11 protein-coding genes are annotated in these 12,597 nt (G+C 61.4%); 8 read left to right on the top strand and 3 right to left on the bottom strand.

The genetic code is table 11. The features are described from left to right. Positions 1 to 92: 92 nt before the first annotated feature. Positions 93 to 1,532 (top strand): FAD-binding oxidoreductase, encoded by a 1,440-nt coding sequence (locus tag HFO99_RS18075; RefSeq protein WP_222362614.1) that lies wholly within the window; start codon positions 93 to 95, stop codon positions 1,530 to 1,532. A gap of 127 nt (positions 1,533 to 1,659) precedes the next feature. On the opposite strand, the gene HFO99_RS18070 is transcribed toward HFO99_RS18075, so the two are convergent. Then, the gene (locus tag HFO99_RS18070) at positions 1,660 to 2,409 is read right to left on the bottom strand and encodes a histidine phosphatase family protein (protein ID WP_222362770.1); all 750 of its coding nucleotides are present in this window, start codon (positions 2,407 to 2,409) and stop codon (positions 1,660 to 1,662) included. Between the two features lie 255 nt (positions 2,410 to 2,664). On the opposite strand from HFO99_RS18070, the gene HFO99_RS18065 reads away from it, so the two are divergent. Continuing rightward, positions 2,665 to 3,507, top strand: coding sequence for a UDP-2,3-diacylglucosamine diphosphatase (locus tag HFO99_RS18065; RefSeq protein ID WP_222334987.1), 843 nt, complete (start codon positions 2,665 to 2,667; stop codon positions 3,505 to 3,507). 225 nt (positions 3,508 to 3,732) lie between these two features. Continuing rightward, the gene (locus HFO99_RS18060; protein WP_222362612.1) at positions 3,733 to 4,953 is read left to right on the top strand and encodes an MFS transporter; all 1,221 of its coding nucleotides are present in this window, start codon (positions 3,733 to 3,735) and stop codon (positions 4,951 to 4,953) included. Here HFO99_RS18060 and dgcA read toward each other — a convergent pair. Next, positions 4,905 to 5,888, bottom strand: a complete 984-nt coding sequence (gene dgcA / locus HFO99_RS18055; RefSeq protein ID WP_222362610.1) for an N-acetyl-D-Glu racemase DgcA — start codon at positions 5,886 to 5,888, stop codon at positions 4,905 to 4,907. The two genes, HFO99_RS18060 and dgcA, sit on opposite strands and share 49 nt — an antisense overlap. Before the next feature lie 102 nt (positions 5,889 to 5,990). Between dgcA and HFO99_RS18050 the strand changes: the two genes are divergently transcribed. Genes HFO99_RS18050 through HFO99_RS18035 form a run of 4 tightly spaced genes read left to right on the top strand, consistent with a single transcriptional unit; the run spans position 5,991 to position 10,025 of the window. Continuing rightward, positions 5,991 to 7,160: an MlaE family lipid ABC transporter permease subunit gene (locus tag HFO99_RS18050; protein ID WP_222362608.1), complete on the top strand. Its 1,170-nt coding sequence runs from the start codon at positions 5,991 to 5,993 to the stop codon at positions 7,158 to 7,160. 1 nt (position 7,161) lies between these two features. After that, positions 7,162 to 8,007: an ABC transporter ATP-binding protein gene (locus HFO99_RS18045; RefSeq protein ID WP_222362606.1), complete on the top strand. Its 846-nt coding sequence runs from the start codon at positions 7,162 to 7,164 to the stop codon at positions 8,005 to 8,007. A 9-nt stretch (positions 8,008 to 8,016) separates the two neighbouring features. Next, complete coding sequence (locus HFO99_RS18040) at positions 8,017 to 9,387, top strand: MlaD family protein (protein ID WP_222362604.1); 1,371 nt, start codon at positions 8,017 to 8,019, stop codon at positions 9,385 to 9,387. A gap of 26 nt (positions 9,388 to 9,413) precedes the next feature. Next, positions 9,414 to 10,025, top strand: coding sequence for an ABC-type transport auxiliary lipoprotein family protein (locus tag HFO99_RS18035; RefSeq protein WP_064246898.1), 612 nt, complete (start codon positions 9,414 to 9,416; stop codon positions 10,023 to 10,025). A 354-nt stretch (positions 10,026 to 10,379) separates the two neighbouring features. Here the strand turns inward: HFO99_RS18035 and HFO99_RS18030 are convergent, their stop codons facing one another. Beyond that, the gene (locus HFO99_RS18030; RefSeq protein WP_222362603.1) at positions 10,380 to 11,255 is read right to left on the bottom strand and encodes a D-alanyl-D-alanine carboxypeptidase family protein; all 876 of its coding nucleotides are present in this window, start codon (positions 11,253 to 11,255) and stop codon (positions 10,380 to 10,382) included. A 385-nt stretch (positions 11,256 to 11,640) separates the two neighbouring features. Between HFO99_RS18030 and HFO99_RS18025 the strand changes: the two genes are divergently transcribed. Then, positions 11,641 to 12,390 carry an aminoacyl--tRNA ligase-related protein gene (locus tag HFO99_RS18025; RefSeq protein WP_222362601.1) on the top strand — a complete coding sequence of 250 codons (750 nt, stop codon included), beginning with the start codon at positions 11,641 to 11,643 and terminating at the stop codon, positions 12,388 to 12,390. Positions 12,391 to 12,597: the final 207 nt, after the last annotated feature.

The raw sequence follows: 12,597 nt of genomic DNA, 5'->3' as shown, positions 1-12,597 counted from the left end.
GGGCTAATCCTTTTCGAAACTTGTTTGAGGACCGCAGCAAGCGCAAAATGCCGGCCGCGACGGTGCGGGGCGCCGGTCGCATGGAGGAAACCATGGACAATTTGAACCTGACGACCCTGCAAAAGGGGCAGACGATGGTCAATGACGTGGCCATCGACGCTTTTGCCGCCGGATTTCGCGGCAGTCTCCTGACCAGCAAAGACATGGATTACAACGAGGCGCGGACGATCTGGAATGCGATGATCGACCGCCGGCCCGGGCTTATCGCGTGCTGCGCCGGTGCTGCCGATGTCGTGCGGGCGGTGCGGTTTGCACGCGACAATAATCTGCTCCTTTCGGTGCGTGGTGGCGGCCACGGCATTGCCGGCAATGCGGTCTGCGAGGGCGGTGTCGTCATCGACCTGTCGGCGATGAAATCGGTGCGGGTCGATCCGCAAATGCGGCGCGCCAGGATCGAGCCGGGCGCAACGCTTGCCGACGTCGACCAGGAAACGCTGGCCTTCGGGTTGGCTCTGCCGACCGGCATCAATTCCACCACCGGCATCGCCGGCCTGACGCTCGGCGGCGGCTTCGGCTGGCTGACCCGCAAATTCGGGCTGACCATCGACAATCTGCTTTCGGTTGATGTGGTGACGGCCGACGGCGAATTGGTCAAGGCGAGCGAGACGGAAAAACCCGACCTCTTCTGGGCGCTACGCGGCGGTGGCGGCAATTTCGGCGTCGTGACCTCGTTCGAGTTCAACCTCAACCCCCTCAACACGGAGGTTCTCGCTGGGCTCGTCGTGCATCCCTTCGCCGATGCGGAAATGGTGCTCAAGGAGTACCGACAGGCGCTGGAAGCGGCACCTGACGAACTGACCTGCTGGGTGGTGATGCGCCAGGCGCCGCCGCTGCCGTTCCTTCCTGCGGAATGGCACGGCAAGGAAATAGTCGTGCTCGCCATGTGCTATTGCGGAGATATCGCGGACGGCGAAAAGGCGACGGCCAGATTGCGCGCGATCGGAAATCCGATTGCCGACGTCGTCGGCCCGGTGCCGTTCACCGGTTGGCAGCAGGCGTTCGACCCGCTGCTCACGCCAGGTGCGCGCAATTACTGGAAGAGCCAGGATTTCGCCTCGCTTTCGGATCCGGCGATCGACGTCCTGCTCGGTGCCGTGCGCAAGCTGCCCGGCCCGGAATGCGAGATCTTCATCGGCCATGTCGGCGGCGCTGCCGGCCGCGTGCCCACCGAGGCCACCGCATTTCCGCAGCGAAGTTCGCATTTCGTCATGAATGTGCATGCGCGCTGGCGGGAGACCGGGATGGATGGAAGCTGTATCGGTTGGGCGCGGGAGCTTTTCGAGGCAACCAATCCGCATGCTGTGGGAACCGCCTACATCAACTTCATGCCGGAAGACGAAACCGATCGGGTCGAAATGGCATACGGGACCAACTACCACCGCCTTGCCGAAATCAAGCTGCGCTACGATCCGAACAACCTGTTCCGTATGAACCAGAACGTCAAACCCGTGGCGGCCGTACGCGCCGCCTAACGGGAATGGCGCAAAATCAAGGCGTTGGAGCCTCCGCTGCGCGTTTACGCGCGGCGGCACGATGTTCTGGCGCTCGTAGCATGATGTCCTTGGCCGGTAACATGCCGACCGTTTCAGTCCGGCGTCGCTATCCGCCGGGCTTCGGCGTGATCGTCACGTCAGCGCCATAGGCATCGCGCAGGTCGCCTTCCTGTCCCGGCTGCCGGTCGGCGGCCTGATGCAGCAGGATCGACTCGTATCCTTGCGAGCGCGTCCCCTCGATCATCGTGATATCGGCGTTTCCAGGATTGTCGGAGCGCTCGAACCACTCGACGGGGCGGTGCAGGAAATTCATTTCGACCGCCCGGTTGGTGACGCCATGGCCGACGATCACCACGTTGTGGTCGCTACTTTCGGCATCGTGCATGACGGTCTGGAGGAACAGGCGCACCCGCTGGGCCACATCCGCCCGGCTCTCGCCATCCGGCGGCCGTGCGTAGAACTTGCCGCTGTTGCTGCGCAGCCTCGCCCATTTTTCGAACTCCTCGGGAAACTTCTGCTTCTGTTCGGCGTGGTCGTAGATTTCGGTGAAGAGACCGAAATCCTGCTCGCGCAGCAGATAATCTTCCCTGATATCGCCGATAAAACTTTCCGGCAGGGCTTCGAGCAGCGCATCCTTGCTCTGCCGCGTCCGCAGAAAGGGCGAATACCAGATATCCAGCTTGCCGAAAGCTGTGCTCGGCAGTGCTTGCAGATAGGATGCGATCACGCCGCCTGCTTCGAGAGCCTGCCGATGGCCCCACTGCGTCAGCGGCACATTGTGATCGCCGAATTGGCGGTAGGCCCGTTCGTTGATGTTGCCGAGGGATTCGCCGTGGCGAACGAGAAAGAGACGCATCAGCCATCCCGCATTGTCGGACATGAATCGCCGTCATCATGAACGCCCTGAATGCACAGGGCAACCTCGTCAGTGGGCTTGGCGGTGACGGGCGTGCTGCCCGCGCGGCGATGGGCATGCTGTCCGCGCGGCGACGGCCAGGCGGCCGCGCGGCGACGGCCAGGCGGCCGCGCGGGATGAACAGGTTTGCAGGGCTTTTCCCCAGCTTGTCATCTTCCTGAAACACGAGTCTGGTTTTGGAAGGCTAGATGAAAGATGGGACATGAGCGGCAGCTCGTGAAAGACATGATGGAACCCAGACATTTCCGCACGCTCTTCATTTCCGATGTCCATCTCGGCTCGAAGGCCGCGAAGGCCGACTTCCTGCTGGATTTCCTGCGCCACCACGAGGCCGATACGATCGTGCTCGTCGGCGACATCGTCGATGGCTGGCGCCTGAAGCGCAGCTGGTACTGGCCGCAGGTTTGCAACGACGTCGTCCAGAAGCTGCTGCGCAAGGCGCGCAAGGGCACCCGCGTCGTCTATATTCCCGGCAATCACGACGAATTCCTGCGCGCCTTCCCGGGCATGCATTTCGGCGGCATCGAAGTCGTCGAGCGCATGATGCATGACGGTGCCGATGGCAAGAAATATCTGATCCTGCACGGCGACGAGTTCGACATCGTGGTCCGCAACGCCCGACTGCTGGCCTATCTCGGCGACTGGGCCTATGACACGGCGATCCGCATCAACATCATCCTGGCGGCGGTGCGCCGCCGGCTCGGCATGCCCTATTGGTCGTTCTCGGCCTGGGCGAAGCTGCAGGTCAAACATGCCGTCAATTTCATCGGTGAATTCGAGCGCGTCGTAGCCGAGGAAGCCCGCAAAAACGGCGCCGACGGGGTGATCTGCGGACATATCCACCATGCCATCATCCAGGACATGGACGGCATCCGCTACATCAATACCGGCGATTGGGTGGAAAGCTGCACGGCGGTCGCCGAGCACGAGGATGGCACGTTCGAACTGATAACATGGCGGGCGCTTGCCAGTAGCGTGCCGGCGCTTGCCGCCATCGAAATGCATGATGAGGACGAACTGGCCCCGCAGGCCGCTTAATTCCGGCGGCGGGGCGTCCGCGCCTGCGCTTTACAGCGCCGCGCGTCTTTTCAGACCCGTAAAGGACGCCGTAAACACTTAAAATAATACAGCAGGTATTTGGCCGTTACCGTTTGGCGACAGGCCCCATTTATTTTCTAAAACGTTTCAGAACGGCAATTTCTCGCAATAGTCGCCTCCAGGGTTGTGTGTTAGGACAGCGTCCAGTTTCCTGCAGGTCCACCCATGATTCCCGCTCAAAATTCCCCGACGGGTGAGGGAGCGCCGCCGCGCTTCCGGCTGCTCAGCGCGCTTTCCTATTGTGCGCCGCTGCTCGTCAACGGCATCGTTCTGCCGTTCTTTCCCGTCTGGCTCGCAACCCACAGCTTCAGCGACCACGAGATCGGCATTATCCTTGCGATACCCATGGTGGTTCGCGTGCTGGTGGCGCCTGTCGTCGCAATGATCGCCGACCGCTTGAAGGAGCGCGCCGACGTGCTGCTCTGGTCGGGCGGCCTGTCGCTGCTGACGGCGATCACGCTCTTCTGGACGACGACCTTCTGGCCCGTAACGATCGTCTATGCGCTGCAGGGCGCCACCTTCGCGCCCTATGTGCCCGTCGTCGAATCGATCGTCATCTCGGGTGTGCGCCGCTGGGGGCTTGATTACGGGTCGATGCGCGTATGGGGCTCGATCGCCTTCATCGTTTCGACGCTGGCCGGCGGCCAGTTGATCAGTCGGTGGGGCGGAGAGATGGTACTGCCGGTCATGGTATTCGGCTTTATCATGACCGTTGTCATGGCGATCTTCTGTCCGCGCATCGGGCCGACACGGCGGCGCGGCCAGCCGATCAATATTCCGGCCGCTACCGGCAGCGGCCTGCGCGAGCCGCATCTTCTTCTGCTTCTGATCGGCGTCGCCATCCAGCAGTCGAGCCATGCGGTGCTGAACGCCTTTTCCTCGATCTACTGGCATCAGCTCGGCTTCTCCGGCACTGAGGTCGGGCTGCTCTGGAGCGCCGGCGTCGCTTCGGAAGTGACGGTGTTCTTCCTGTCGAAGCGTCTCAACCGTCGCTATGACGCCTGGACGCTGATCCGCTTCGGCTGCGCCGTCAGCGTCTGCCGCTGGATCCTGTTTCCGATGAATACCGGCTTTGCCGGTTTCTTCCTGCTGCAATGTTTCCACGGCTTCACCTACGCCTTCGTGCATACCGGTGTGCAGCGGCGGATCATGGCGACGGTGCAGGAGACGCAGGAATCCTCGGCGCAAGGCGCCTATTTCTTTTATGTCGGCATGGCGATGGCGCTGATGACCCTGGCATCGGGTTATCTCTATTCCTGGCTTGGCGTCGTCAGCTATTACGTCATGGCCGTGGTCGCGTTCTCCGGACTCGGCCTCGTCATCTCAGCCTATTATCTTCAGCCCCAGAGGGTGCTTTCGGGTGGAAAGACCAGGGAAGCGGCGTAACGCAGGCCGGGTTCGCGGTCGCGGGCAAGCAGCAGCGGACCGTCGAGATCGACGAAATCGGCATTCTGGGCGAGCAGAACGGCGGGCGCCATGGCAAGCGAGGTGCCGACCATGCAGCCGATCATGATTCTGAATCCAAGCCGTTCGGCTTCAGCCTTCATCGACAGCGCCTCCGTCAGGCCACCCGTCTTGTCGAGCTTGATGTTGATCGCGTCGTAGCGGTCGGCAAGGCTTGCGAGATCGCCGGTGTGGTGGACGCTCTCGTCGGCGCAGACGAGAAGCGGGCGGCGGATTTCGGCGAGCAGCCCATCGCGGCCAGCCGGCAGCGGCTGCTCGACGAGGGCGATGCCTGCTTCCGCGGCGATATGGAGATAACGCTCCAACACGGCCTCCGGCCAGCCCTCATTGGCGTCGAGAATGATGGCGGCATCGGGCGCGGCGACGCGGACGGCGCGGATGCGGCTTTCATCGTCGCCGGTGCCGACCTTGACCTTCAGCAGGGCGCGGCCGGCATGCTCGCGTGCCTGGGCGGCCATCACCTCCGGCTCGCCGAGCGAGATGGTGTAGGCGGTGGTGAGCGGCTGCGGAGCGGCAATGCCGAGGCGGGCGGCGACGCTGTCTTCGGTCTGCTTCGCCTGGAGGTCCCAGAGGGCGCAGTCGACGGCATTGCGGGCCGCACCCGGCGGCATGGCCGACAGTAGGTCATGGTGGGAAATGCCGGCCTCGATCAGCGGTCGCGCCGCTTCGATCTGGGCGAAAACGCTCTGCATGGTCTCGCCGTAGCGGCGGTAAGGCACGCATTCGCCGCGCCCCTGCGCGCCCGCTTCGACAAGCGTGCAGGTGATGACCTCGGCTTCGGTCTTTGCCCCGCGCGAGATGGTGAAGGTCCCGGCAATCGGAAAGGAATTCATCTGGATATCGAGGGTGCGCGGCATTATTGCTCTCCTACGAGCATGGAAATTGCACGGTGCTTCTGTATATTGACGCGCCGGGCGACGAACGATCTGCTTCGCGATTCGGCAATGTCGCTATAAGCCTTGAAAGACACAAGTATCTTGAACGCCGAGAATCGCAACGTTGCCTCTCTTGATGTGGACGACCAGGCTGATGGCTCGGGACAGCGTGTGCGTCTTCAAGGAAATTGGCGCAGCGCCTACATCCATCTGGTGCTGCGCGATTTCGAAAAGCTGCTGCAGAAAAAGACCGGTGACCTGACTGTAGACCTCTCGGCCGTTTCGGATATCGACACCGCCGGCATCTGGCTGCTGTGCCGGCTGAAGAAACAAGAAGAAGCGGGCGGCCGGGTGGTTCGCTTCGAAGGCACCAATCCGCATATCGACGAAATGCTGGAGATGTTTTCCGAGGAGCCGGCCAAGCCCGAGCCGGAGCAGACGGAGAAAGTCTCGCTTATTGCACGCATCTTCACACCGATCGGCAAAATGACCTATGAGGTCTGGGACAATTTCGCTGCCGCCATGTATATCCTCGGCTCGGCGGTGCGTGGCGCCCAGATGAAGTTCGGCCGCGGCAGCGGCGTTTCACCGGCCTCGATCGTCAACCAGATCGATCATATGGGCGTTCGCGCCGTCCCGATCATTCTTTTGATGTCGTTTCTGATCGGGGCGATCATTGCTCAGCAGGGCGCCTTTCAGCTGCGCTACTTCGGCGCTGAGGTTTTTGTCGTCGATCTCGTCGGCATTCTGCAATTGCGCGAAATCGGCGTGCTTCTGACCTCGATCATGATCGCCGGCCGCTCGGGCAGCGCGATCACCGCCGAAATCGGCTCGATGAAGATGCGCGAGGAGATCGATGCGCTGAAAGTGATGGGCCTGAACCCGATCGGCGTGCTGATCTTCCCCCGGCTGGTGGCGCTGACCATCGCGCTTCCGCTTTTGACGGTGCTCGCGAATTTCGCTTCGCTGGGCGGTGCTGCCGCCGTCGCCTGGGGATATTCCGGCATCACCTTCGCCAACTTCCTGTCGCGCCTGCACGAGGCGGTGACGCTGTCGACGGTGCTGTCGGGCATGATCAAGGCGCCGTTCATGGCGCTGGTCATTGGCATCGTCGCCGCCGTCGAGGGGCTGAAGGTCGGTGGCAGCGCGGAATCCCTCGGCCAGCATGTGACAGCCTCGGTGGTGAAGGCGATTTTCGTCGTCATCCTGATGGACGGGCTTTTTGCGATGTTCTATGCAGCGATCGATTTCTAGGATGGCGGACCGCGTGGACGAGAAACCGATCGATATGGAAGACAAGGACGAAAGGGACATCGTGCTGTCGGCGCGCGACGTCACCGTCGGCTTCGGCTCCAAGGTCGTGCTCGACAATCTGAACCTCAATATCTACCGCGGCGAGATCCTCGGCTTCGTCGGCGCGTCTGGCACCGGCAAATCGGTGCTGATGCGCACTGTGCTCCGGCTGCTGCCGCGCCGCTCCGGCACGATCAAGATCCTCGGCCAGAATTTCGACGAACTCGACGAGCCGCAGCGCAACGCGCTCGACATGCGGCTCGGCGTGCTGTTCCAGCAGGGAGCACTGTTTTCGTCGCTGACCGTCAAGGAAAACATCCAGGTGCCGATGCGCGAATATCTCGACCTGCCGACCTCGCTCATGGACGAGCTGGCGTATCTGAAGATCCGTATGGTCGGGCTTGCAGCCGATGCCGCCGACAAATATCCATCCGAACTGTCCGGCGGCATGATCAAGCGCGCAGCTCTGGCGCGCGCGCTGTCACTCGATCCGGAACTGGTCTTCCTGGACGAGCCAACCTCCGGCCTCGACCCGATCGGCGCGGCCGAATTCGACGAACTGATCGCCAACCTGCGCGATAGTCTGGGATTGACCGTGTATATGGTCACGCACGACCTCGACAGCCTGTTTTCGGTCTGCGACCGTATTGCCGTGCTCGGAAAGAAGCGCGTAATGGTGGAAGGCACGATCGACGACATGCTGGCCTATGACGATCCGTGGGTGCAGGCCTATTTCAAGGGCAAACGCGCGCGGTCGATCGTGCCGCAGAACGCTGCTGCCGCGCGGCACGACAGCAGCGGAAAGTGACCGGATAAGATGGAAACCAAAGCCAATTACACGATTGTCGGTTTTTTCACGGTGCTGGTGATCGCGGCTGCCTTCGGCTTCGTCTACTGGATGGCCGAATATGGCCGCGGCGGCCCGATGACGGAACTGATCGTGCGTATTCCGGGCTCGGCCAACGGCCTCAGCGTCGGCTCGCCGGTGCGCTTCAACGGCATCCAGATCGGCTCGGTGCAGACGTTGTCGATCGATGCCGACGATCCGCAATATTCGCTGGCCTTCACCCAGGTGCGAACCGATGCGCCGATCTACCCCTCGACCAAGGCCGCCCTTGAAATCCAGGGCTTGACCGGCGCTGCCTATATCGAACTGTCAGGCGGCCGGAAGGGCGAGGAAAGCATCCTCCAGCATGCGATCGACAACGGTAAACGCGCCGTCATCGTCGCCGACCAGTCAAGCGTCACCAATCTGCTGGCAACAGCCGACAAGATCCTCGATCGTGCCAACGACGCGGTTGGTGAACTTCAAGGTTTCATCGAAGATTCGCGCGGGCCGCTGACCGAGACTTTCAAGAATGCCGAGACGTTCTCGGATGCGCTTGCCAAGAATTCCGGCAATATCGACTCCTTCCTGCAGAGCGTGGGTGAACTCTCCAATACGGTGAAGGCGGTCTCCGGTCGTGTCGATTCGACGCTTCAAGCCGTCGAAAAGCTGGTCAAGGCGGTCGATGCACAGAAGATCGACAACATCGTCTCCAATGCCGAGAAGATTACCGCCAATGTCGCCGATGCTTCGGGCGACCTCAAGGGCGCGATCCAGAAGTTCGACGAGACGGCCACCACCTTCAACGATTTCGGCAAGCAGGCGCAGGCGACACTCGACCGCGTCGATACGCTCGTTGCCCAGATCGACCCGGCGAAGGTGAAGGGTTCGGTCGACGATATCGCGCAGGCGACCAAGGATGCGCGCGCTGCCGTCGCCTCGATCCGCGATGTCGCCAACACGGTTTCGGCGCGTCAGAAAGATATCGACCAGACGATCCAGGACGTGTCGCAGCTTTCCAACAAGCTGAATTCGGCCTCGACCCGCATCGACGGCATTCTCATCAAGGTCGATGCGCTGCTCGGCACCGACAATACGCAATCGCTGTTCACTGAGGCGCGCGAGACGCTGGAATCCTTCAAGAAGGTGGCCGACAGCCTGAATTCTCGCATCGGGCCGATCGCCGACAATCTGCAGAAATTCTCGAGCGGCGGCTTGCGCGACGTGCAGACTCTCGTCAACGACATGCGCGGAACCGTGAGCAATCTGAACGATACGATCAGCAACTTCGACCGCAATCCGCAACGCCTGATCTTCGGCGGGGAAACGGTCAAGCAATATGACGGCCGGACGCGGCGTTAAACTGGGGAAGTCAGGGGTAGCCGAATATGGTCGCATCGCATCTGTCGTCACGCCGTTCTTGGATCAGGGGAACGGTGATCGCGCTGCCGCTGACGGCGCTGATCCTTTCGGGGTGCGGCACCGCGGCCAAGAACGACACCTATGACCTGCCCGCCGCCGTCGATGGCAGCGGGCCCGCGGCCAAATCCCGCCAGATCCTGATCGCCAGCCCGACGGCGCTAAGGTCGCTCGACAGCGAGCAGATCGTCATCCGTGTTTCGCCTTCGGAAATCCAGTATCTCTCGAAGGCGCAGTGGGGCGACAAGCTGCCGCGCATAGTGCAGTCGAAGCTGGTGGAAGCCTTCGAGAACTCCGGCAAGCTCGGCGGCGTCGGCATGCCGGGGCAGGGGCTGGCGATCGACTACCAGATCGTCACCGATATCCGCTCCTTCGAGATCGATGCTTCGAACGGCAACCAGGCGGTGGTCGAGATTTCCGCCAAGATCCTCAATGACCGCAACGGCTCGGTGCGCGCTCAGGAGGTGTTCCGCGCCATGGCGCCGGCCGGCGGCGACAATGACGGCTTCGTCAAGGGCCTCGACCGCGCCTTCTCCACGGTCGCGTCGGAGATCGTCAGCTGGACGCTGCGTTCGATCTGATCTGCGTTTCCAGGACGGGATTTCGCGTGCGGCCTTGCCGTCTTTTGAAAAATTTTCGACCCTGATGACGCCAGGGTCGTCATCGTATTCAATTTTTCGATGAATTTATGGAACGCATCATACAGTCCCTTTCAGGAGGAATGCTGCATGGTGGTTGCACGAGTATTCGGGAGATCGTCATCGGAAGCGATCCAGCGCGAAGATGTTCGCCTGGCTGCGCTGCAGCAACTCGATCTGCTCGACGCTCCGAGGGCGCCGTGCGTACTTTCGGACGCTCTAACTCTTTGAGCCTACGTATAGTGCTTTCCGGAAATCGCTTCCGATTTTCGGGCCGGCAGGTCTCTGCTATCGGGCCTATTTGGTCGGTTGCGAATCCGTCATCGTCGTTCCCGGCTGGCTGCCGGGTGTCGTGGAAGCAGTGGCAGTCGATGACGGCGACAGAGTGCTGTCCAGCAAGCTTGCCATCTTATCGTCGCGTATGCTCGCGGTCTTTTCGCCCATGACGACGCCGACTACACGGCGGCCATCCTTCAACGCCGAGGTCACTACATTGTAGCCCGATGCGCCGGTGTAGCCGGTCTTGATGCCATCGACGCCGTCATAGCGATACATGAGGTTGTTGTGGCCGCGCAGCTTCATGCCGCGGAACTGGAAGCCGCGCATGGAGAAGAGCTTGAATTCCTCGGGAAAGTCCCGCATCAGCGAAACGCCAAGTGTCGCCATGTCCCGCGCCGTGGTGACTTGCTGAGGATCGGGAAGGCCCGATGGATTTTTGAAGACCGTATCCTTCATGCCGAGCTGGCGTGCCTTGTCGGTCATCGCCTTGGCGAAAGCCTCTTCGGAGCCGCCAAGCTGCTCGGCGATCGCCACAGCAGCGTCGTTGGCGGACAGCACGACAATCCCTTCGACCGCTTCGCGTAGCGTCACCTTGCGGCCAGCCCCGACGGCAAGCTTGAAGGGCTCTTTGCTTTCGGCATTTTCCGACATGGTGAGCTTCTGATCCCAGTTGAGGCGTCCGTTATGCAGGGCCTCGAAGGCGAGATAGAGCGTCATCATTTTGGTCAGTGACGCGGGATAGTTCAGATCGTCCTGATTGGAACCTTCAAGGACCTGGCCGGACTGCGCATCGACGACGAAACTTGCCTGGCCGGCCTCAGCCAGCGTGACGGCGCCCATCAGGAAAGCAGAGGAGAGCGCGGTGGCAAGGAGCCTGGATGTCGTCTTAATCATCAATGTTGCTGTCTCCATCGTTTGGTCATTAGCTTGAACGCAAGGGGATTAAAAAGGTTTGTGACGGAATGAAGGATCGGGGGCAACAAAAAAGGGCCATCCACAGATGATCCCTTTTGTCTCACCATGTCCTTCGACGGACGTCCGGTCGCTGCGGCCGTTTGACAATGTCCGGCTGGGCACGTAGAGAATTTCGCCATGAGCACGAAGCGCGCGCCCATCTCCCGTCATATCAGCACCTGCCCGCAGGTTGCGATCTTGCGCGCTTTTGACGGACGAGGTCTCCGCGTCCTGCTGTGACGTACGGGCGCTATCGGCGTCCGGCGCGCTGCTGGACGTAAAGCCCCTCACCACGTCAATCAAGGCTGCCAGGGAGACAGGCACCGTGCTCAATATTTATCATGTCAATTCGCTCGTCCATTGGGAGGAGCCCGAGATCCATCTGCGCGATCATATGATCGGCTTCTTCTCGCAAGAAGTCCGCCGTTTTCTCAGATCCGTCAATCCGGCCTGGGATGTCAGGAGGGTCGAGGCGCCGGCGCTGATGCCGCGGTCACTTGTTTCAACCGCCTATTCGAACGCCGATATCTGGGTCCAGGAACAGCTCTCCACCAGCGAGGCCGCGCTGGTGCTGAGACCGGAGACCACGCCTTCGACCTACATCTATATGCAGCATATTCTCGGCAATCATTCCAAGACACGGCTGCCGCTCTGCGTCTGGCAAGCGGGCAGATCCTATCGTCGCGAGCAGGAACAGCCGACCAAACATATGCGGCTGAAGGAATTCTGGCAGCTCGAATTCCAATGCGCCTTCACGGCCGATAGCGGTAACGACTATCACGCCGCCTGCCTCGAGCCGGTCCGCCGGATGATCGCATCGCTGATCCATCTGCCGACGCGGATCGTACCCTCCGACCGGCTGCCGGCCTATTCCGAGGTGACGATGGATATCGAGGTCGACAATGGCGACAAGTGGATGGAGGTCTGCTCGATCTCGCGGCGCACGGATTTTCCGCAGCGTTACCGGTCGCAGCCGAAGAAGGGAGCTGCCGTCGACCACGACGTGCTCGTGCTTGAGATCGCCATCGGTCTCGATCGCTGTATCTACAACTGGAACACAGCGGCCGATCGGTAGTATACGGGAAGCCGGGTCCGGCGTGGCTTGCTCCTTCTTCTCCCCAGCGGGGGTCCGAAGGACGGGTCGAGACACGTGGCTCGACCCAGGTGGGGTGGCCCGCAGGGTCGGATGAGGGGGCCACACGACGCGCCATTCATTGCTCTTCGCTTGCGTTGCATTCGCGGCTTTGCCGCTCACCCCCTCATCGCCTCGCTATCGCTCCGG

This window comes from Rhizobium leguminosarum, from assembly GCF_019798305.1.
GTDB lineage: Bacteria > Pseudomonadota > Alphaproteobacteria > Rhizobiales > Rhizobiaceae > Rhizobium > Rhizobium leguminosarum_U.
Note: the sequence above shows the minus strand (reverse complement) of the source record. Positions and strands in the feature narration are given on the sequence as shown.

Coding starts and splice junctions, on each gene's coding strand:
- HFO99_RS18030 (WP_222362603.1), bottom strand. CDS start 11,255: ATGATTAAGACGACATCCAGGCTCCTTGCCACCGCGCTCTCCTCTGCT.
- HFO99_RS18035 (WP_064246898.1), top strand. CDS start 9,414: ATGGTCGCATCGCATCTGTCGTCACGCCGTTCTTGGATCAGGGGAACG.
- HFO99_RS18040 (WP_222362604.1), top strand. CDS start 8,017: ATGGAAACCAAAGCCAATTACACGATTGTCGGTTTTTTCACGGTGCTG.
- HFO99_RS18060 (WP_222362612.1), top strand. CDS start 3,733: ATGATTCCCGCTCAAAATTCCCCGACGGGTGAGGGAGCGCCGCCGCGC.
- HFO99_RS18065 (WP_222334987.1), top strand. CDS start 2,665: ATGGGACATGAGCGGCAGCTCGTGAAAGACATGATGGAACCCAGACAT.
- dgcA (WP_222362610.1), bottom strand. CDS start 5,888: ATGCCGCGCACCCTCGATATCCAGATGAATTCCTTTCCGATTGCCGGG.
- HFO99_RS18075 (WP_222362614.1), top strand. CDS start 93: ATGGACAATTTGAACCTGACGACCCTGCAAAAGGGGCAGACGATGGTC.
- HFO99_RS18070 (WP_222362770.1), bottom strand. CDS start 2,409: ATGCGTCTCTTTCTCGTTCGCCACGGCGAATCCCTCGGCAACATCAAC.
- HFO99_RS18045 (WP_222362606.1), top strand. CDS start 7,162: ATGGCGGACCGCGTGGACGAGAAACCGATCGATATGGAAGACAAGGAC.